General features: G+C 54.7%; 19 protein-coding genes and 1 pseudogene. 16 read left to right on the top strand and 4 right to left on the bottom strand.

The genetic code is table 11. The features are described 5' to 3' along the window. The first annotated feature begins 26 nt into the window (after positions 1-26). From ACH1XZ_RS05150 to ACH1XZ_RS05165, 4 genes are read left to right on the top strand one after another with little or no spacing between them, the layout of a single operon-like run. Positions 27-458 carry a RidA family protein gene (locus tag ACH1XZ_RS05150; RefSeq protein WP_185666251.1) on the top strand — a complete coding sequence of 144 codons (432 nt, stop codon included), beginning with the start codon at positions 27-29 and terminating at the stop codon, positions 456-458. After that, positions 458-1,132, top strand: coding sequence for a DUF1028 domain-containing protein (locus tag ACH1XZ_RS05155; protein ID WP_395594595.1), 675 nt, complete (start codon positions 458-460; stop codon positions 1,130-1,132). The genes ACH1XZ_RS05150 and ACH1XZ_RS05155 overlap by 1 nt, the downstream gene beginning before the upstream one ends. Beyond that, positions 1,125-2,270, top strand: a complete 1,146-nt coding sequence (gene argE, locus ACH1XZ_RS05160) for an acetylornithine deacetylase (RefSeq protein ID WP_395594596.1) — start codon at positions 1,125-1,127, stop codon at positions 2,268-2,270. Before ACH1XZ_RS05155 ends, argE begins: the two co-directional genes overlap by 8 nt. Before the next feature lie 43 nt (positions 2,271-2,313). After that, positions 2,314-3,132 (top strand): phytanoyl-CoA dioxygenase family protein, encoded by an 819-nt coding sequence (locus tag ACH1XZ_RS05165; protein ID WP_395594597.1) that lies wholly within the window; start codon positions 2,314-2,316, stop codon positions 3,130-3,132. 170 nt (positions 3,133-3,302) lie between these two features. On the opposite strand, the pseudogene ACH1XZ_RS05170 reads toward ACH1XZ_RS05165, so the two are convergent. Then, a pseudogene (locus ACH1XZ_RS05170) lies at positions 3,303-3,554 on the bottom strand (SymE family type I addiction module toxin); the annotation flags it as partial. A 505-nt stretch (positions 3,555-4,059) separates the two neighbouring features. Here ACH1XZ_RS05170 and ACH1XZ_RS05175 point away from each other — a divergent pair. From ACH1XZ_RS05175 to ACH1XZ_RS05195, 5 genes are all read left to right on the top strand, one after another. Next, positions 4,060-5,355, top strand: a complete 1,296-nt coding sequence (locus ACH1XZ_RS05175) for an AAA family ATPase (RefSeq protein WP_395594598.1) — start codon at positions 4,060-4,062, stop codon at positions 5,353-5,355. Next, on the top strand, positions 5,348-6,067 hold the full coding sequence (locus tag ACH1XZ_RS05180) for an HNH endonuclease (protein ID WP_395594599.1): 720 nt from the start codon (positions 5,348-5,350) through the stop codon (positions 6,065-6,067). Before ACH1XZ_RS05175 ends, ACH1XZ_RS05180 begins: the two co-directional genes overlap by 8 nt. 440 nt (positions 6,068-6,507) lie before the next feature. Further along, positions 6,508-7,548: a DUF6883 domain-containing protein gene (locus ACH1XZ_RS05185; protein ID WP_395594600.1), complete on the top strand. Its 1,041-nt coding sequence runs from the start codon at positions 6,508-6,510 to the stop codon at positions 7,546-7,548. 8 nt (positions 7,549-7,556) lie between these two features. After that, positions 7,557-7,772: a DUF4926 domain-containing protein gene (locus ACH1XZ_RS05190; RefSeq protein ID WP_395594601.1), complete on the top strand. Its 216-nt coding sequence runs from the start codon at positions 7,557-7,559 to the stop codon at positions 7,770-7,772. A 50-nt stretch (positions 7,773-7,822) separates the two neighbouring features. Then, positions 7,823-8,023 (top strand): DUF4926 domain-containing protein, encoded by a 201-nt coding sequence (locus tag ACH1XZ_RS05195; RefSeq protein ID WP_395594602.1) that lies wholly within the window; start codon positions 7,823-7,825, stop codon positions 8,021-8,023. A 212-nt stretch (positions 8,024-8,235) separates the two neighbouring features. On the opposite strand, the gene ACH1XZ_RS05200 is transcribed toward ACH1XZ_RS05195, so the two are convergent. The 3 genes from ACH1XZ_RS05200 to paaZ form a co-directional block, all read right to left on the bottom strand. Then, positions 8,236-8,817, bottom strand: a complete 582-nt coding sequence (locus tag ACH1XZ_RS05200; RefSeq protein ID WP_395594603.1) for a VOC family protein — start codon at positions 8,815-8,817, stop codon at positions 8,236-8,238. Positions 8,818-8,859: 42 nt separating this feature from the next. Continuing rightward, positions 8,860-11,127 carry a primary-amine oxidase gene (gene tynA / locus ACH1XZ_RS05205; RefSeq protein ID WP_395594604.1) on the bottom strand — a complete coding sequence of 756 codons (2,268 nt, stop codon included), beginning with the start codon at positions 11,125-11,127 and terminating at the stop codon, positions 8,860-8,862. A 248-nt stretch (positions 11,128-11,375) separates the two neighbouring features. Then, positions 11,376-13,421, bottom strand: a complete 2,046-nt coding sequence (gene paaZ / locus ACH1XZ_RS05210; RefSeq protein ID WP_395594605.1) for a phenylacetic acid degradation bifunctional protein PaaZ — start codon at positions 13,419-13,421, stop codon at positions 11,376-11,378. Positions 13,422-13,706: 285 nt separating this feature from the next. Between paaZ and paaA the strand changes: the two genes are divergently transcribed. Genes paaA through paaG form a run of 7 tightly spaced genes read left to right on the top strand, consistent with a single transcriptional unit; the run spans position 13,707 to position 18,847 of the window. Next, positions 13,707-14,639, top strand: coding sequence for a 1,2-phenylacetyl-CoA epoxidase subunit PaaA (paaA, locus tag ACH1XZ_RS05215; protein WP_395594606.1), 933 nt, complete (start codon positions 13,707-13,709; stop codon positions 14,637-14,639). An 11-nt stretch (positions 14,640-14,650) separates the two neighbouring features. After that, positions 14,651-14,938 carry a 1,2-phenylacetyl-CoA epoxidase subunit PaaB gene (gene paaB, locus ACH1XZ_RS05220; protein ID WP_032943000.1) on the top strand — a complete coding sequence of 96 codons (288 nt, stop codon included), beginning with the start codon at positions 14,651-14,653 and terminating at the stop codon, positions 14,936-14,938. A gap of 7 nt (positions 14,939-14,945) precedes the next feature. Then, positions 14,946-15,701, top strand: coding sequence for a 1,2-phenylacetyl-CoA epoxidase subunit PaaC (gene paaC, locus ACH1XZ_RS05225; RefSeq protein ID WP_395594607.1), 756 nt, complete (start codon positions 14,946-14,948; stop codon positions 15,699-15,701). A gap of 12 nt (positions 15,702-15,713) precedes the next feature. Beyond that, positions 15,714-16,214, top strand: coding sequence for a 1,2-phenylacetyl-CoA epoxidase subunit PaaD (gene paaD, locus ACH1XZ_RS05230; protein ID WP_185666263.1), 501 nt, complete (start codon positions 15,714-15,716; stop codon positions 16,212-16,214). 7 nt (positions 16,215-16,221) lie between these two features. After that, positions 16,222-17,292, top strand: a complete 1,071-nt coding sequence (gene paaE, locus ACH1XZ_RS05235) for a 1,2-phenylacetyl-CoA epoxidase subunit PaaE (RefSeq protein WP_395594608.1) — start codon at positions 16,222-16,224, stop codon at positions 17,290-17,292. Continuing rightward, on the top strand, positions 17,289-18,056 hold the full coding sequence (gene paaF, locus ACH1XZ_RS05240) for a 2,3-dehydroadipyl-CoA hydratase PaaF (protein WP_395594609.1): 768 nt from the start codon (positions 17,289-17,291) through the stop codon (positions 18,054-18,056). The genes paaE and paaF overlap by 4 nt, the downstream gene beginning before the upstream one ends. A 2-nt stretch (positions 18,057-18,058) precedes the next feature. Continuing rightward, positions 18,059-18,847 (top strand): 2-(1,2-epoxy-1,2-dihydrophenyl)acetyl-CoA isomerase PaaG, encoded by a 789-nt coding sequence (gene paaG / locus ACH1XZ_RS05245; protein WP_185666266.1) that lies wholly within the window; start codon positions 18,059-18,061, stop codon positions 18,845-18,847. The last annotated feature ends 3 nt before the right edge of the window (positions 18,848-18,850 follow it).

An 18,850-nucleotide genomic window follows, 5' to 3' on the forward strand; every position in this document is an offset into this window, starting at 1 on the left:
TAACCCGTGAATTGAGGAATACAACGATGCCAACCCATACCCGTATTCGCATGTTTAACACCAAAGAGACCTACCCGAACCAGTCGCTGAACAACGATTTATGTCAGGCGGTGCGCGCGGGCAACACCGTGTACGTACGCGGGCAGGTCGGTACCGACTTTGACGGCAATCTAATTGGCCTTGGCGACCCGCGCGCGCAGGCCGAGCAGGCGATGAAGAACGTGGCGCAGTTGCTGAAAGAAGCGGGCAGCGACCTGACGCATATCGTGAAAACCACCACCTACCTTATCGACCCGCGCTACCGCGAGCCGGTATATCAGGAAGTGGGCAAGTGGTTGAAAGGTGTTTTCCCTATCTCGACCGGCGTGGTGGTCTCGGCGCTGGCGCAGCCGCAGTGGTTGATGGAGATTGACGTGACGGCGGTAATCCCTGACGACTGGAACAGCGAGGTGGCGTAATGACAATTTCAATTGCAGCATTGTGCCCGGAATCCGGGCAGCTAGGCATTGCGATTAGCTCTTCGAGCATTGCCGTAGGCGCGCGTTGCCCGTGGCTGCTAGCCGGGGTGGGCGCGGTCTCCAGCCAGAATATTACGCTGCCGTCGCTGGGGCCGCATATTCTCGGCGGTCTGGAGGCGGGCAATTCGGTCGAACAGGCGCTCAACCGCGCGCTGGCGGAGGATCGCTTTAGTGAATACCGCCAGGTGACGGTGATTGATGCCAGCGGCGACGTTGCCACTTTTAGCGGCGAACACACGCTGGGCATTGGCGAAACGCTGGCGGGCGAAAACTGTGTGGCGGCGGGGAATATGCTGGCGGACCGGGGGGTGATTGCCGCGATGGTCGAAGCCTTTGAAAACGCCACCGGAGAACTGGCGAGCCGACTGATAGCCGGGTTACGCGCCGGCATTACCGCCGGTGGCGAAGCCGGGCCGGTACATTCAGCGGCGGTGAAAGTAGTGGAAGATTACGCCTGGCCGGTGGTCGATCTTCGCGTCGACTGGGCAGATGACGATCCGATTGCCAAGCTGGAGCAGCTGTGGCTCGCCTATGAACCGCAGATGGAAGCCTATATTACCCGCGCGCTGGACCCGCGCGATGCCCCGTCTTACGGCGTACCGGGCGATGAATAACACCGCGCGCGATATTCTCGCCGTACTGCTGGCCTTTGATACTACCAGCCGCGAGTCCAATCTTGCGCTGATTGACTGGATTGCCGATTTTCTGGCCGCGCGCGGCATTGTATCCCAGCGTTTTTATAATGAAGACGGTGGCAAGGCCAATCTCTACGCCCGCCTTGGCCCATCCGGGCCGGGCGGGGTGATGCTCTCCGGTCATACCGATGTGGTGCCGGTCGACGGGCAGAACTGGAGCGTGCCGCCGTTTGCCTTAACCGAACGCGACGGATGTTACTACGGACGCGGCAGCGCCGACATGAAAGGCTTTATCGCCTGCGTGCTGGCCTCTGTCGAGGCGTTTCTGGACGCTCCGCTGCGGATGCCGCTGCATCTGGCGTTCTCCTACGACGAGGAGGTAGGCTGCCTCGGCGTGCGCAGCCTGGTGGCGCATCTCGAAGCCTCGCCGGAAAAACCGGCGCTGTGCCTTATTGGCGAACCGACGGAGATGCAGCCGGTCTACGGCCATAAAGGCAAGCTGGCGATGCGCTGCTGCGTGGAAGGACAGGCCTGCCATTCCGCCTATGCGCCGCAGGGCGTTAACGCTATCAACTATGCCGCGAAGCTGATTAACCGACTGGATGTGCTGGGTGAGACGCTGGCACACCATGAAGACCCGCGCTTTTCGCCCGCCTTCAGCACGCTACAGGTGGGAACGATTCACGGCGGCGCGGCGCTGAACATTGTGCCGCAGTCCTGCTGGTTTGATTTTGAGATTCGCTATCTGCCCGGTGTGGATCCCGAAACGGTCACCGCGTCGCTGGCGGAATATGCAGAGCAGTTGCTGCCGCAGATGCGCCGGGTAGCGGCACGCAGCGATATCCAGTTTCAGCCGTTAAGCCATTATCCGGGCCTGCTCAGCGACCCGCAGTCAGACTTCGCCCGTGGGCTGGCCCAGTGGTGCGGCAGCGATAATTTCTCGACCGTGGCGTTTGGCACCGAAGGCGGATTATTTGATGAGGTGGGCGTCGCCACGCTGATTTGCGGGCCGGGCAGTATGGCGCAAGGTCACAAGCTTGATGAGTACATCAGCATTGCGCAGATCGAACGCTGCATGCAGATGCTGGAGAACCTGTGCGCCTGGATGCGCGACTAACCGTAGTTTCCTCAACCGAACACTCAACACAGGATCGTAAGCGATGCAAAATGAACGCGCTGCACGTATTGATCAACACACTATCGACCGCTGGCAGGCCGATGGCGTGGTGTTATTAAAAGGCGCATTTACGCCGTGGATTGAACGACTCTCCAGCGGCGTAGCGGCGCTGATGGCCAACCCCAGCGAATATGGCCATGCGCGCACGGTGATCCCTAAAGACGGGTCTGCGCCATTTTTCCAGGACTACTGTAACTGGTCGCGAATCCCGGAGTTTGAGGATTTTGTCTTTGAGTCGGCGGCGGCAGAGATTGCCGCTACGCTGATGCAGTCGCAGACGGCGAAGTTTTTTCACGAACACACGCTGGTGAAGCAGCCGGGTGGCAGCACGGTGACACCATGGCATCACGACCAGCCTTATTACTGCGTTTCTGGACGGCAGAACGTCAGTTTCTGGATCCCGCTGGATCCGGTCGCACAGGCGACGTCGCTGCGTTGTATTCGCGGCTCACACCTATGGGAGGCTGAATTCAGCCCAACCCGCTTCAACGGTACCAAACTTTACGACCACGCGCGTTTTCGTTCGCTGCCGGATATCGACGCGCACGAAGCGGATTACGATATTGTCAGTTGGGATCTGGAGCCGGGAGATGCCGTGGCGTTTCATTTTCGCACCGTTCATGGCGCGCGAGGAAATCATACCGCGCATTCACGACGCGTTTTTTCCGCCCGCTGGGTGGGTGATGACGCCTCCTTTGCCGACCGCGGTGGCGTGACCTCGCCACCGTTTCCTGAACTGACGCTGCGCGACGGTGAACCGCTCGACTCTCCGCTGTTTCCGCAGATCTGGCCGAGAGGCTAGCCGTTGATGCCGGGTAGCGGCCAATCCTGAACGTCTGGGCGTCGGTCTCATCCCGGCGTCGCGTTGCTCGGCCGGGCTACGGCTATATCGCCCGGGCTACCGCTCCCGTAGCCCGGCCAAGCGCAGCGCCGCCGGGAACAGCTCCGAGCTCGACCGGACTACGATCGTTGTCAGAATTTCCCGCCCGTTCTACTCCGCTTAATCGCTGGAATATCCCCGCTATCGTTCAACGCGCCCGGGAAGGTTTTCAGCCAGGCTTTCACTTTGCGCTGGTTGATATTCGCCACGCTCATGCCTTCAATGCAGCCCCATAGCTCGCGGGTATTCTGCGGGGTAATCACAATACAATCTTTCATCACGCGGACTTTAACGGGCATGCCGTCGATAAATCCGGCCTGAGAGAGCCAATCACCGCCGAGGTGAACGGCGCGGCCTTCAACGAAGGAGTAAAACTCGCAGTGGGTGAAATCGGGTACGGTAGTTGGGGTGAGGGGTGTTGCCATGGGGGCAGCCTCCGATAAGTGATTTTTCTCTCTCATTGGCGGCTAAATCAGACGGTCTTAAAACGACCGACTCATCGATACCGGTGCATCTTTCGATGCCTCGCTGGCCTACCATTGAGATGGTAACTGTGCGAACGACATACGCACGTTTCTCCGATGAAGTTAGGTCAGGAGGCTAATCCCGGTACCTGATTTTGCTGGTACAACAACAGGATACAGCGGTTAGAGGGAGTGGGCAATAGTGGGAGCTGGAAGGAGGATCGCAGAAATGAAAACGGTAATGGTGCCGTAGGGGGATGGGGAGAGCGATGATTTACCAGTTAATGACCGCTATGAGCGAGGAGCGGACATTACAGCTTCAAAACTGGCAACCAATACAGATTGAAAATAAATGAATTTCATAGTGTAATGACATTAATGCTTTATGGTGCCGGGAAAAAATTTAATATCTTTTAAAGATCTTGGTATAATTAACCATAACGGCATTGAAATGCCATATATTTTAACTATTAAAAGCTGGGATAATAGTATGAAGATAGATAGTATAAAAATAATGAATGTTGGTGGGATTTCAAATCTTGTATTGGAAGATTTAAATCAGCAGATAAATATAATTTGTGGAGAGAATGGTGTTGGGAAAACAAATGTGTTGGACTCTATAGCATCGTGCTTTAGTGAGTTCGACAAAAACATCATTAGCAAAAAATCTGGAAGTGAAAACGGTTTAATTGAAATAAACATCACTCAAGATGTTGTCCCTAAAACTTCCACGCTCAAGGTCCAAATAAAAAAATTCGAACCAAGTGCAAACGATCAATACATTACAAATAATTCATATGAAGCAAATAAAAACAAGCTTCTATATCTTAGGACCAATAGAGACATTAACTACAAAAAGGTTAGCTCAATAAAATCCGACCCAGAAATTGAGAACCGTTCTCGTTATAGCACTTCGGGTATTAATAATGAAGACATCAAGGATTGGTTTTTAAACAGGGTATTACATAGCAAGCATGAAAATCACTTATCAAATACTCAGTTAGAAAATTTAGAGCTTTCAAAAAGATGCTTTAGCATATTAAACTCAACTTATTCATTCAATCGCCTTGATACAAAAAATGAGATTTTTTTGACGACACCTACTGGCGAAATATATCTTGAATATCTATCCTCAGGTTTTAAGTCGACAATATTTATTCTTTTAGGATTGATTAAAGAAATTGATTATCGTTTTGAGAAAGACAAAATATCAGCTTCATGTTATGAAGGTATAATTTTAATTGATGAAATTGAACTTCATCTTCATCCAGAATGGCAAGGGAAAATATGTGGTATTTTGAAAGTTATCTTTCCTAAAGCTCAAATCTTCATTACAACACATAGTCCTCATGTTGTTCAAACTGCTGCATATGGAGAGGTTATAGCTCTTGAAAGGAGTATTGATGGAATCGTTAGCCAAAGACCTCTCCCAAGCTCAAATTATGGTTATCAAGGATGGACGATTGAAGAGATACTTGAAGACATCATGGGCATGCCAGATTTAAGGACTATAAAATATAACCAGATTAAGAGAAGATTTGATATTGCACTTGATAAGGAAGATAAAAAAGAGGCACTATCGGCTTTCCAAGAACTGGACAAAATGCTACATCCTCAATATCCACTTCGTCCCGTATTCAAAATGCAATTAGATCAAATCCGGGATGGTGAAAATGATTAAGCTAAAACGGGCATTGAAGCCTAATTATCTCACTGACTCTAAAGTGAAAGAATTAACTGAAGAGTTTAAAAAAGATAAATCAAAAGTTATCTGGAAAACAAAATCAATTGGAGACGCTCTGTTAAAGAGCAGTTCGTATAAGTGTGCATATTGTGAATGTGAATTGCAAAAAGAAGATTCATATATGCAGGTTGAGCATTTCAAAGATAAAGATAAATACCCGGATGATGTAGTAAAATGGGAGAATTTGCTTCCTTCATGCGGACGATGCAACCGTAAGAAATGGACTTTAGATGTCAATTTAACACCAATAATTAACCCATATGATGATGATCCTAGACTCCATTTAAAGCAGCAAGCGTTCAGACTATATAGTAAAGATCTTAAAGGGGAAAATACCATAGAGAAACTTTACCTTAATGATGACACTCGTGTTGTATATTCAAGATTTGCGGCTTCAAATGAAATAAACAAGCAATTATCTGATTTGAAAAAAACATCATCTAATTTAGATCAATTAAGAAATGGCATGACTAAGTTATTACAAGCCTGTCAATCCGATCGCCCTTACTCAGCCTTTACCTCGTATACTTTGCATTCAAATGAAGATTATGTAAAATTAAAAGAATTACTGTTCAAGAATAGCTTGTGGGATGCAGATCTTATTGAGTTGCATAATAATTCATTTTATCTTCAATTGGATTCAAGATAGTTTTAGTTGCATTCTTGATGCCAAATGAAATGTAAAAAATGAAACTCTGCATTGTATTGATATTACTTGATTTTTATATTCATGCCTATGAGTCGAATAAGTGCAAATATGAAGATTAGCATTATCTTAGAAAATTACTTCAACATTTCAATGTCCGCTTCTGGCACGGAGCGGTCATTGGCAAGGACCTACTTACTTCATGGCGGTTTGAGTAGCAATAGTGCGCCGGGAAGATGGTTATTCTCCCGCTAGCAAACTCAAAATAGTTCAACCACAAAACCAATCCGTTTGATTTTTCACCGCTTCAACGAGAGAATCCTTATCGAAAACATGGAAAAGGAAGAAACGGAATGTTCACGCTTTACATGAGGTGGGACGCCGAGCGGTAACTGGCTCCAGGAGATATTCAGTTCATTTTGTCACCTCGGGATGCCCTGGATATGGCGAGCATCTTTTACGAACTGGATTACCTGGAGTACGACCAGCGAGGTCGTATTCTGCCTCACAGCCTTCCGAAGCGACGAAGAGGGGTTTACCACCGATTCACGGCTCAACCCTATAAACGCAAGCGACTTACTGAATACGACGGGCTCTACGATGACGTGAAATGGAATCTGGATCACGGCTGGATGGTAGGCGTAGACACCCAGGAAAAATGGGACCACTTCCGTAATCCATTCTATTTCGATGATGACATTAATCTGATTTATGACTGCTTCATGGATACCTATAGCGAGGGTTTTCAGCAGGCAGTGCGTCAAATCTATGAATATAGCCTCAGCGAGCATCAGGGAAGAAAGCCGTCTCCGACCATTAAACATCACTATTCCGATGTTCCGATACAGCATGCCCAAGCTGGTAAAACTATCAACAGCAAAGCAGCTGGACGTCTTCTGGCTGCGGGTGGTATCTACAACGGTAACATTGAGGGATTCAACCAGACCGCACAGCAGCTCGGTGGCGATGCGCCAGCAGGTTATGACCAGGTCATGGACAACAAGGGATTATTGATTACCGCAGCGTCTGTCGCCGCCGGGCTGGCGATGGGAAGAATTAACGTAGCTGGAGAATTAGAAGAGTTATCGACATTCAGCAAAATCCCCACGTTTGAATCGCCAGCTTTAAGGGGATTTATCTCTGAGTCAGGAACATTACTAAATGCCGAACATGCTGTTGTCGATTACAGAAAGCTATCTACTTATTCTTTAAACCCTACTCATCCAACTGGAGGGCATAAAGCGAGGGTGTTCCAGTCAGCGCTGGGTTATAGCCCAACGAATGCTGACGTTTTAGGTCTACGAGTTCAGGAGGGGATATTGTCGGCACCAGCGAAGATGCTAGACCCAATAAATTTTGGGCAAAAAATGTCTGTAGACATCCCCATTTTGGGGGTAAATGGCGAAACAGCGATAGTTCGAACGGGCTGGATCTATGAAACAGATTCGTTAGTACCAAGGCTAACCACTATTTTTGTGAAATGAGAGTGCTAATGATGAAACGAGCCGAATTTGATGTCGTAATTTTAGCTGAGGATTTGCCTGAGGAAGGTTTAGCAAAAGGGATGATCGGGACGATAGTCGTGGTATTTGAAAACCCTACACTTGCTTATCTCGTTGAGTTCTGTGATGAAGAAGGCCGAACAATTGCTCTGCCCGCATTGTTACCAGACCAAATGAGTGATTATCTTCCTCCAGAGAGAACCTGATACTGCCGTTCCACGTATGACAACGATTTTCGTTAAGTGAGATGTAATCCATGAGAAGAGAAGAGTTTGAGGTGGTTGTGTTAGCAGAAGATTTGCCGGATATAGGGTTAACTAAAGGCATGCTGGGTGCCATCGTATTCATACATGAAAAACCATATCTGGCTTACATGGTTGAATTTGTTGATGAAGAAGGCCGAACAATTGCTCTGCCTGATCTTTTGCCTGAGCAAATAGCGGATTACAGCCTCTAAAACGATGCAAATCAAATTAAGCAGAAATGTGGAATGCCGGCCTCTGGAACAGGGCTGCTATTGCAGCCCTGAAAACATTAAGCTTCATGCCCTGGCAACGGACTGTGCTTTCCTGTTTCTTATGGTCCAACAGAAGTTGAATAATCCGGAGATTTATTGGATTTGTTGTAAATAGCGGGCGCTGCTTCGCTCAGCCGAGCTACCTACAACCGTTATTCCCCAATAATCTGCCCAACATCAATCCGGTTCCCATCCGGGTCAGCGAACACAAAAGCGCGAATACCGTAATCCTTATCCTGAATCCCTTTGACGATCCTTGCCCCTAACGCCTGACAACGGTCGAATAGGGCGCTAGCGTCATCAACAAGCAGGTGCGCGATAGGAAAGACAGCCGCTTTATGCTGCGGCTGGAGCGTCAAATGCAGTTCCGCCGCTTCGCGCTTCAATATCACAAACCCCACCGGATCGCCGTTTTCAAAAACGATTTCAAAATTGAGTCCATCAACGTAGAACGCTTTGGCGAGCTGGATATCTTTAACGGGGATCACGGCCGCGATACGGCCAAATCTGACATGCTGTTGCATGACTAACCTCGTGGGTATAAGCAAGGGGTCCATAGCGCAGGGCGGTGCCGTTGCTATACGGCTGGGCGGTGCCAGATTGAGGATGACGATAGCGTATTTTAGAACGGCGGGAAAACAAAAGTTTAACGGGTTGATATTGGGGGCGGTCCCGGCGGCGCTGCGCTTGGCCGGGCTACCCGTCGGATGTAATCCGGACCCTGCTTCGAGCACAAAAAAACGGCCTCATCGCTGAGGCCGTCTTAACATCACAACTTACTTCTTCTTCTCACCCAATGTCGGGGTCTCGTCAAAGAAGTTCCATGGCTTCAGCAGCGCGTGGGCCCACTCGGTTGGCATAATCGGCCACTCTTCGGCGCGCGCCACGTGGGTGGTGCCGGTGGTGATCCACACCACATCATCGTGGTTGGTCAGCGACTCGTCATCCTTCGCGTACTGGCCGAGGCCGGTATCGTGAACGGAACGGTTCGGGTATTTCCCTTCCGGATAGCGCTCTTCCTGATGATAACGGGTCACCCACAGCTGCTTATCCATAAAGCTCAGGCGGTGGTAAATCCACTCGTCCGGGGCAAACTTCGCGCCGGTCGCCGCTGGGTGTGTACCACCAGCGTAAGGGATAATCTGGTACGACACCGGGTTACCCATGCGGTTTTCTTTGGTGGTGTTGCTCAGCAGACGAATCGTACCCGGGTCAAATTTCTGCGCCGCTTTCTGCTCGCTGTCGATGGTGTATTGGTTCACCTGCATGGTACTGGTACGCGGGCCGCCCGCGGTGTTCGGCTTCACTTCCGGGTCCATCGCCACCAGGCTGTTATTTTCGCCGTCCACGTCGAGGTCGAGGCGGAAGTTGTAAATATGCTGGTGGGTGGTGCCGACGATATTATGGTCGATCAGCGTGCCGTAACGGGTATCGTCTTTGGCGCTTGGGTCGTGCATGGTCTTCGCCTTCACGCCCTTAACCGCTTCAATGCCGGTCGCCCCGGCATCGATGCCGATGGTGCCGTTTTCGTGGAATACCCAGTCGAAGATGTAGTCGTAGTTGCCTACGGTACTGATCCAGCGCACCACCAGTTCACGGCGCTCGGTGCTGACGTTCGGCTGGCCCATCTCCTGGTGCTTATATTCCGGTCCGGCGTAGCGTTCGAATACCGCCACGGCGCGAGGAATAGTGGTTGGCGTGCCGGTGTAGTCGGCAATGGTCTCATCCAGCAGTACGGCGTTGTTCGGCGCGTCTTTACCGCGCGCGATTGGCGAGGTCAGGGTGCCCATGCCGTAGTCGCCTGAATCGAGATACGCTTTGAAGTACCAGCCCACGTCCGGGTCACCGTAAGGCACGATCATCCCGCCCAGCGAGCCTTCGTACATCACCTGGCGCTTGGTGCCGTTATCGTTATAGGTCACGGTGGAGAGAATCGGCCCCACGCGGGAGTTCAGGCGCAGGTGGAAGTCCCAGTTCTGCCAGTGGATCATATCGCCGGTGATGGTGTAGTTCTTGCCTTCCGGCTCGATGATATCCAGCGGTTTCACTGATTTAGCGACGCGGTCGCGGCCATCAAACGGACGGGATTCCATCGGCACCGGAATCACCGGGCCTTCTTCAATCTTGATGATTTTCTTCTGCTCAAGGTCAACCACCGCCACCAGGTTTTCGATCGGGTGCGCCCAGTAGTTGCCGTCGCCGGTATCCAGATAGCTCACCACTTTCAACAGGCGCGCGTCCTGCTTCAGGCCGTCTTTGCCGTCGAAGTAACCGACGGTCAGCGGGGTGGTGATCACTTTGGTGGTGTCTTTGATACCGTGTTTTTTCAGCACGTCAGCGAATTCGGTGCTGGCGTTAATGATGTTCTGCACGCTGACAAAGTCGTCAATCAGCACCATGCCGTGCGCGTCTTTAATCGGTTTCCAGGAGAGGACTTTCTTGTTCTGCAGGTCAACCACGGCTTCAATTACGTGTTTGCCATCCAGCATCACCACGTCGGCGGTGCGCGGGGCATTAACCGGGGTGCCTTTTAAAGCAAATGCCCATACGGCCTGTTTGTCAGGTTCGTGGAGGGAAATTTCGGTAAAACGGGTGTTCGGCTGGAATTCTGGTGCCGCTTTCACAATGGTGACCGCTTCGCTGATTTCAGCGGAAGAGAGCGAGTTCAGCGGGTGCGGCACTTTCTCAACCTGGAAGGTTTGGTCGAGGCCAGACTGGAAAACGTCGTTGATAAAGGTATCGGAAACCCACGCTTTACCGTCTTTCATCACCACTGGCACCTGCAGGTTCAGGGTTTTGCCGTTGACGATGGCGGTTTTCGCGCCCGGTTTTACCTTCACGAACGCGCCGTCTTTCATCAGCGTGTACATCTGCGCGTAATCATCCCACTGTACGTCCGCGCCGAAATCTTGCAGGGTTTTGTCCATTGGAACCATATGCGCTTCGCCGCCGTGGGCGAATGCCGGAGCTTGCCAGGCGCAGAACAGGGCGACGGCCAGCGCCAGCGCTGTTTTACGGTTTGAACGAATCGAGCCTGTTGACATTGTGACCTCATTTTATCGTTATGTTGTGCCTTGCCGCTGCTACTTCGGCTTCAGTCTCTTAAGCTAACAGCGGAACGTCACGCAGCGTTTGCTTGCGCTTGCCAGGTTGTTTGTCAGTTTTGCCAGTTACAAAAAATGCCTCCGCAGAGGCATTGGGTTTTAATGTGGTGCATTCCCGGCGTCGCGTCGCTCGGCCGGGCTACGAGTTCATTTTGTAGCCCGGCCGAGGCGCAGCCGACGCCGGGGTCTTACGCCGGGAAATCCCCGTGCTGACGCGCAACCAGCGTCAAAATGGAATACAGCGCTACTGCCTGCTGATGCTGATTAAAAATCTCCACCGACCATTCCACCACACCGGTGGCTTTCTCTTCCGCGTTGCGCTGGCGCTTGACCGTTTTACGCTTGCAGGTCAGGCGCACCTGAATGGTATCGCCCGGCTTAACCGGCTCGATAAAGCGCAGGTTTTCCATACCGTAGTTGGCGATAACCGGGCCGACGCCCGCGTCAACAAACAGACCCGCCGCAGCAGAAATCAGGAAGTAACCGTGTACCACGCGCTCGCCAAAAATAGAGTCGGCTGCGGCAATCTTGTCCATATGGGCATAGAAGTGGTCGCCGCTGAGGCAGGCGAAGTTGACGATGTCCGCCTCGGTCAGGGTACGGCGCGGGGTCAGCAGGCTATCGCCCGGCTGGATCTCTTCGAAGTACTTACGGAACGGGTGAATACGGTCTTCCACAACCTGCGCGCCGCGTACCCATTGCTGGCTTACCGCCGCCAGCATGGTTGGGCTGCCCTGAATGGCAGTGCGCTGCATGTAATGTTTCACCGCGCGCAGGCCGCCCAGCTCTTCACCGCCGCCCGCACGCCCCGGGCCGCCGTGTACCAGTTGCGGCAGCGGGGAGCCGTGGCCGGTGGACTCCGCCGAGGACTCTTCGTTTAACACCTGAATACGCCCATGCGCACGGGCCGCACCGAGGATAAATTCGCGTGCCAGTTCGCCGCTTGCCGTTACCAGCGTGCCTGCCAAGCTGCCTTCGCCCGCGCGGGCCAGCGTCATGGCGTGTTCGGTATTCTGATACGGCATCAGGGTGGCAACCGGGCCAAAGGCTTCAATCGCATGTACCGCTGAAACCTCATCCGGCTGCGGGCAGAACAGCAGCGTTGGCGGGAAGAATGCCCCGGCCGCGCTGAGATCCGCTTTGCCACCCAGCAGCACTTCACATCCCGCTTCCACCAGACGGTTAACGTTATCCTGCACGTCCTGACGCTGTTCGCTATTGACCAGCGAGCCCATCTTCACGCTTTCCTGCGCCGGGTCGCCGACCACCACTTTTTGCAGACGGGCGATCAGCGCGTCGCTCACCGCTTTAACCTGTGCCTGCGGCACGATAATGCGGCGGATAGCGGTACATTTCTGCCCGGCCTTGGTGGTCATCTCACGCACCACTTCACGGATAAACAGCGCAAATTCCGGCTGTTCTGGCGTGACATCGTCGCCCAGCACGCAGCAGTTCAGCGAGTCCGCTTCCATGGTGAAGGGGACAGACTTCGCCACCAGATTCGGATGCACGCGCAGCTGTTGCCCGGTATGCGCCGAGCCGGTAAAGGTCACCACGTCCTGGCTGTCGAGGTGGTCGAGCAGGTCGCCCGCGCCGCCGCAGATAAGGCTAATGGCACCGTTCGGCACCAGACCGCTGTCGATAATCGCTTTCACCATCGCCTGCGTCAGTTGAGCGGTCGCGGTCGCCGGTTTGATGATCGCCGGCATCCCGGCAAGCCAGGTGGGTGCCAGCTTCTCTAACATGCCCCAGCAAGGGAAGTTAAAGGCGTTGATGTGCACCGCGACGCCGGACTTTGACGTCAGCACGTGGCGAGCGGCAAAGCCCCCCTGTTTGGACAGCGGGATCAGCTCGTCTTCCGGCCACAGCACATCGTCCGGCAGCTCGCGGCCGCCCAGGCTCGCATAGGTGAAGAGGGTGCCGATACCGCCTTCGATATCCACCCAGCTATCGCCGCGCGTCGCGCCGGTCTCGGCGGAGATGGCGTAGAAGTCGGCCTTCAGATCCATCAGATGTTTAGCGACCGCTTTCAGCATCGCACTGCGTTCAATAAAGGTCATCGCCTGAAGCGCTTTGCCGCCGTGCTCAATCGCGAAGCGACGCGCCTGCGCCATATCCAACCCTTCACTTGTCACGTCCCACAGCGGTTCGCCGCTGATGGCGTGATGAATGGTGCGGGCGCGGCCCCGGCCGGTTTGCCAGGTGCCGGACAAATAGCTGGCTAACTGCTGCATGGTGTTTCTCCAGATATGTTACGTAAACCTGCCTTTAATAGTTCTTTTCTGAATCATGAAAAGCAAGTCTGATTTTAATAATTTATTAACAATGCGATCGCAGACACTTTACGTGTATTGATTATGATTCGGTTTCATCGGGATAAATCAACGGGGATTGCGGTGCACATCACAAAATGCACAAACAAAATTTGTGGTTTTATTTAACTAAGATGTAACTTTTATAAAACAAAGTGATTCACAAAAATTGATTTGTTGAATTTATCGGAATCATAAGGTGATGACGTGACAACAGAAGAACAACGCTTTGACCAGCGCATCGCGCAGGATACCGCCATCGAACCGCAGGACTGGATGCCGGACGCGTACCGCAAGACGCTGATCCGCCAGATTGGCCAGCACGCGCACTCGGAAATCGTCGGTATGCTGCCGGAAGGCAACTGGATCACCCGCGCCCCAACGCTTCGCCGTAAAGCGATTCTGCTGGCGAAGGTGCAGGACGAAGCCGGGCATGGCCTCTACCTCTATAGCGCGGCGGAAACTCTCGGCTGCGCCCGTGAAGATATCTACCAGAAGATGCTCGACGGGCAGATGAAGTACTCCTCCATCTTTAACTACCCGACGCTGACCTGGGCGGATATCGGCGTGATCGGCTGGCTGGTTGATGGCGCGGCGATCGTCAATCAGGTGGCGCTGTGCCGTACCTCCTACGGCCCGTATGCCCGTGCGATGGTCAAAATCTGCAAAGAAGAGAGCTTCCACCAGCGTCAGGGCTTTGAAGCCTGTATGGCGCTGGCGGCAGGAAGTGAAGAACAGCGTCAGATGCTGCAGGACGCCATCAACCGCTTCTGGTGGCCAGCATTAATGATGTTCGGGCCGAGCGATGACAACTCACCAAACAGCGCCCGCAGCATGGCGTGGAAGATCAAACTGCATTCCAACGATGAACTACGCCAGCGCTTTGTCGACAACACCGTCCCGCAGGTCGACATCCTCGGCATGAAGGTGCCGGATGCCGACCTCTATCTGGACGAGGCCACCGGTCACTATCGCTACGGCGAAATCGACTGGCAGGAACTCAATGAAGTCATCAACGGGCGTGGCATCTGTAACCACGAACGTCTGGGCGCCAAGCGCAAAGCCTGGGAAGAGGGGGCATGGGTGCGCGAAGCCGCGCTGGCTCATGCCGAAAAACAACGCGCTCGCGATGCCGCCTGAGGAGAAAAAGAATGAGCAAAACATACTGGCCGTTATATGAAGTGTTTGTCCGCAGCAAACAGGGTCTGTCGCACCGTCACGTGGGCAGCCTGCACGCCGCCGACGATCAGATGGCGCTGGAAAACGCGCGTGATGCCTACACCCGCCGCAGCGAAGGCTGCTCCATCTGGGTGGTGAAGGCGAGCGAAATCGTCGCCTCGCAGCCGGAAGAGCGCGGTGAGTTTTTCGACCCGGCCGAGAGCAAGGTCTACCGTCATCCGACCTTCTACACCGTGCCAGACGGCATGGAACATATGTGAGGCAACGATGAACACGCAAAACCCTGTTGCAACCTATGCACTGCGTCTTGGCGATAACGGCCTGGTGCTGGCCCAGCGTTTAGGTGCCTGGTGCGGTCACGCGCCGGAGCTGGAAATTGACCTCGCGCTGGCCAACATCGGCCTCGACCTGCTGGGTCAGGCGCGCAATTTCCTGAGCTACGCCGCCGAACTGAACGGCAGCGGCGACGAAGACACCCTGGCCTTTGGCCGCGACGAACGCCAGTTCAGCAACGTGCTGCTGGTCGAGCAGCCGAACGGCAACTTCGCCGACACCATCGCCCGTCAGTTCTTTATGGATGTCTGGCACGTGGCGCTGTTCAGCCGCCTGGTCAACAGCCGCGATGCGCAGATTGCCGCCATCGCCGCCAAAGGGCTGAAAGAGGTGCGTTATCACCTGCGCTTTAGCCGCGGTTGGCTGGAGCGTCTGGGCAACGGCACGGACTACTCCACGCAGCTGATGCAGCAGGCGGTGAACAACCTGTGGCGCTTCACCGGCGAGCTGTTTATGGCCGACGAGCTGGATATCAGTCTGAGCGAGCAGGGCATCGCCGTTGACCCACGCGAATTAGCGGCCGAATGGCAGGCGACGGTGCACACCGCGCTGCTCGACGCCGGTTTGCAGATCCCTGAAGAAGCGGCGTTCCGTCGCGGCGGCAAGCAGGGTCTGCATAGCGAACATCTCGGGCCGATGCTGGCAGAGATGCAGTATTTACAGCGGTCGTATCCCGGCCAGCAGTGGTAGCAGGAGGTGGCTATGCAACGTCTCGCCGCAATTGCGCCCCCGGAGGTTCGCACCGTCTGGGGATTATTAAGCGCCATTCCAGACCCGGAAGTCCCGGTGCTGACCATTACCGACCTCGGCATGGTGCGCCGCGTTGAGCGTCACGGCGACGGCTGGGTGATTGGCTTTACGCCAACCTACTCGGGTTGCCCGGCCACCGAACATCTGCTGGGTGAAATTCGCACGGTGATGGCGGAGCACGGCTATACGCCGGTGCATATCGTGCTGCAGCTCGACCCGCCGTGGACCACCGACTGGATGAGCCCGGATGCTCGCGAGCGTCTGCGCCAGTACGGTATCAGCCCACCGCAGGCTCACGCCTGCCATGCCGACGAGATGCCGAAGGATGTGGTCTGCCCGCGCTGCGGCAGCACCCACACGTCGCTGATTAGTGAATTCGGTTCCACGGCCTGTAAAGCGCTGTATCGCTGCGACAGCTGCCGTGAACCCTTTGATTACTTTAAATGTATTTGAGGCTGCGATGACAACATTTCATTCGCTTACCGTGGCAAAGGTCGAACCGGAAACCCGTGATTCGGTCACCATCACTTTTGCCATTCCCGACGCGCTGCGTAGCGTTTACGCCTTCCGTCCGGGCCAGCATCTGACGCTGAAAACCCGTCTCGGCGGGGAAGAATTACGCCGCTGCTACTCCATTTGCCGCAGCCGTTCGCCGTCTGAAATCAGCGTGGCGGTCAAAGCCATCGATGGCGGCCGTTTCTCCCGCTATGCCCAGAACGATATCCAGCAGGGCATGGCGCTTGAAGTGATGGTGCCGCAAGGCCACTTTGGCTACCAGCCGCAGGCCGAGCGCGAGGCTGAATATCTGGCAATTGCTGCCGGTTCCGGCATTACGCCGATGATGGCGATTATTGAAGCGACGCTCGCCACCGAACCGGCCAGCCAGTTCACGCTGATTTACGGCAACCGCAGTAGCCACAGCATGATGTTCCGCCAGGCGCTTGCCGACCTGAAAGACCGCTACCCGCAGCGTTTGCAGGTGGTGCATCTGTTCAGCCAGGAGTCGATGGACAGCGATCTGTTACAAGGGCGTATCGACGGCGAAAAACTGCATGCGCTCGGCAAAACCCTGCTCGATTTCAGCCGCTTTGACGATGCCTTTATCTGCGGCCCGTCGGCGATGATGGACGAAGCCGAAGTGGCGCTACGCGAACTGGGCGTGCCGGAAAAATCCATTCATCTCGAACGCTTCAATACGCCGGGCACCAGCGTGAAACGCGCCACCGGCGTGCAGGCGGAAGGCCGCACGGTCACCATTCGTCAGGACGGACGCGATCGCCTGATTTCGCTGAACGCCGAAGATGACAGCATTCTCGATGCCGCGCTGCGTCAGGGCGCTGACCTGCCGTTCGCCTGTAAAGGCGGCGTCTGCGCCACCTGCAAATGCAAGGTGGTGAGCGGTGAAGTGGCGATGGCCGCCAACTACAGCCTCGAAGCCGATGAAGTAGCGGCGGGCTATGTACTGAGCTGCCAGGCGCTGCCAACCAGCGGTGACGTGGTGGTCGACTTTGACGCGCGGGGGATGGCATGAGCGAACTGCTGATTACCCGTCACGACCGCGTACTGCAACTGACGCTGAACCGCCCACAGGCGCGTAACGCCCTGAACAATGCGCTGCTGACACAGATTGCGGATGCGCTCGAAAGCGCGGCGGCGGACGCCAGCATCAGCGTGTGTGTGATTAGCGGCAACCCGCGCTATTTCGCTGCTGGTGCCGACCTCAACGAGATGGCGGAAAAAGACTTGCCCGCCACCTTCGACGATATTCGTCCGCGTCTGTGGGCGCGCATCGATGCCTTCAACAAGCCGCTGCTGGCGGTGGTGAACGGCTACGCGCTGGGCGCGGGCTGTGAGCTGGCGCTGCTGTGCGACCTGGTGATTGCTGGCGATAACGCCCGATTTGGCCTGCCGGAAATTACCCTCGGCACCATGCCAGGTGCGGGCGGTACGCAGCGCCTTATTCGCAGCGTCGGCAAAGCGCTGGCCAGCCGTATGGTGCTGAGCGGCGAAAGCATTGATGCCGAACGCGCACAGCAGGCCGGGCTGGTGAGCGATATTCACCCAGCGAACCTCTCCGATGAATACGCGCTGAAGCTGGCGGCGACCATCGCCAGCCGCTCACCGCTGGCGCTGCGGGCGGCAAAACAGTCGCTGCGTCTTGCGCACGAGGTGGGTTTGCAGGCTGGTCTGGTGCAGGAACGTCAGCTGTTTACGCTGCTGAGCGGTACCGAAGACCGTCGTGAAGGCGTGAGCGCCTTTTTAGAAAAACGCACACCAGAATTCAAAGGACGCTAATCGTGGACGCATTCATTCTCAGCGAAGTGGAACAGGGCGTAATGACCATTACCCTGAACCGCCCGGACCGACTCAACAGCTTTAACGACGTGATGCACCAGCAGCTTGCCGACTGCCTGAAACAGGCCGAACGCGACGACACCATTCGTTGCCTGCTGATTACCGGTGCCGGACGTGGTTTTTGCGCCGGACAGGATCTGAACGACCGTAACGTTGACCCGAGCGGCCCCGCGCCGGATCTGGGCATGTCGGTAGAACGCTTTTACAACCCGCTGGTGCGCCGCTTAGCCGCGCTGCCAAAGCCGGTTATCTGCGCCGTGAACGGCGTTGCTGCCGGTGCCGGTGCCACGCTGGCGATGGGCTGTGACATCGTGATTGCCGCACGTTCGGCGAAGTTTGTCATGGCCTTCAGCAAGCTCGGCCTGGTGCCGGACTGCGGCGGAAGCTGGGTGCTGCCGCGCGTTGCCGGTCGCGCTCGCGCCGTTGGCCTGCTGATGCTCGGCGATAACCTCAGCGCCGAACAGGCCGCGCAGTGGGGGATGATCTGGCAGGTGGTTGACGATGCCGAGCTGAAAGATACCGCGCTGACCATGGCGCGCCATTTCGCCACCCAGCCGACCTACGGTCTGGGGCTGATCAAGAAAGCGTTACAGCTTTCCGAAACCAACTCGCTGGATGAGCAGCTTGAGCTTGAGCGCGACTACCAGCGCATGGCCGGTCGCAGCGACGACTATCGCGAAGGCGTCAGCGCCTTCCTCGCCAAACGTCCACCACAGTTCAGCGGGAAATAAGCC

This window comes from Kluyvera chengduensis, assembly GCF_044197065.1.
Classification (GTDB): domain Bacteria; phylum Pseudomonadota; class Gammaproteobacteria; order Enterobacterales; family Enterobacteriaceae; genus Kluyvera; species Kluyvera ascorbata_C.

Bases quoted from the DNA above. Each gene is read 5' to 3' on its own strand.
- ACH1XZ_RS05190 (WP_395594601.1), top strand. From the start codon at position 7,557: ATGATGAAACGAGCCGAATTTGATGTCGTAATTTTAGCTGAGGATTTG.
- ACH1XZ_RS05175 (WP_395594598.1), top strand. From the start codon at position 4,060: ATGGTGCCGGGAAAAAATTTAATATCTTTTAAAGATCTTGGTATAATT.
- paaZ (WP_395594605.1), bottom strand. From the start codon at position 13,421: ATGCAGCAGTTAGCCAGCTATTTGTCCGGCACCTGGCAAACCGGCCGG.
- tynA (WP_395594604.1), bottom strand. From the start codon at position 11,127: ATGTCAACAGGCTCGATTCGTTCAAACCGTAAAACAGCGCTGGCGCTG.
- paaF (WP_395594609.1), top strand. From the start codon at position 17,289: ATGAGCGAACTGCTGATTACCCGTCACGACCGCGTACTGCAACTGACG.
- paaC (WP_395594607.1), top strand. From the start codon at position 14,946: ATGAACACGCAAAACCCTGTTGCAACCTATGCACTGCGTCTTGGCGAT.
- ACH1XZ_RS05165 (WP_395594597.1), top strand. From the start codon at position 2,314: ATGCAAAATGAACGCGCTGCACGTATTGATCAACACACTATCGACCGC.
- argE (WP_395594596.1), top strand. From the start codon at position 1,125: ATGAATAACACCGCGCGCGATATTCTCGCCGTACTGCTGGCCTTTGAT.
- paaB (WP_032943000.1), top strand. From the start codon at position 14,651: ATGAGCAAAACATACTGGCCGTTATATGAAGTGTTTGTCCGCAGCAAA.
- paaE (WP_395594608.1), top strand. From the start codon at position 16,222: ATGACAACATTTCATTCGCTTACCGTGGCAAAGGTCGAACCGGAAACC.
- paaD (WP_185666263.1), top strand. From the start codon at position 15,714: ATGCAACGTCTCGCCGCAATTGCGCCCCCGGAGGTTCGCACCGTCTGG.
- ACH1XZ_RS05195 (WP_395594602.1), top strand. From the start codon at position 7,823: ATGAGAAGAGAAGAGTTTGAGGTGGTTGTGTTAGCAGAAGATTTGCCG.
- ACH1XZ_RS05180 (WP_395594599.1), top strand. From the start codon at position 5,348: ATGATTAAGCTAAAACGGGCATTGAAGCCTAATTATCTCACTGACTCT.
- ACH1XZ_RS05185 (WP_395594600.1), top strand. From the start codon at position 6,508: ATGGCGAGCATCTTTTACGAACTGGATTACCTGGAGTACGACCAGCGA.
- ACH1XZ_RS05150 (WP_185666251.1), top strand. From the start codon at position 27: ATGCCAACCCATACCCGTATTCGCATGTTTAACACCAAAGAGACCTAC.
- ACH1XZ_RS05155 (WP_395594595.1), top strand. From the start codon at position 458: ATGACAATTTCAATTGCAGCATTGTGCCCGGAATCCGGGCAGCTAGGC.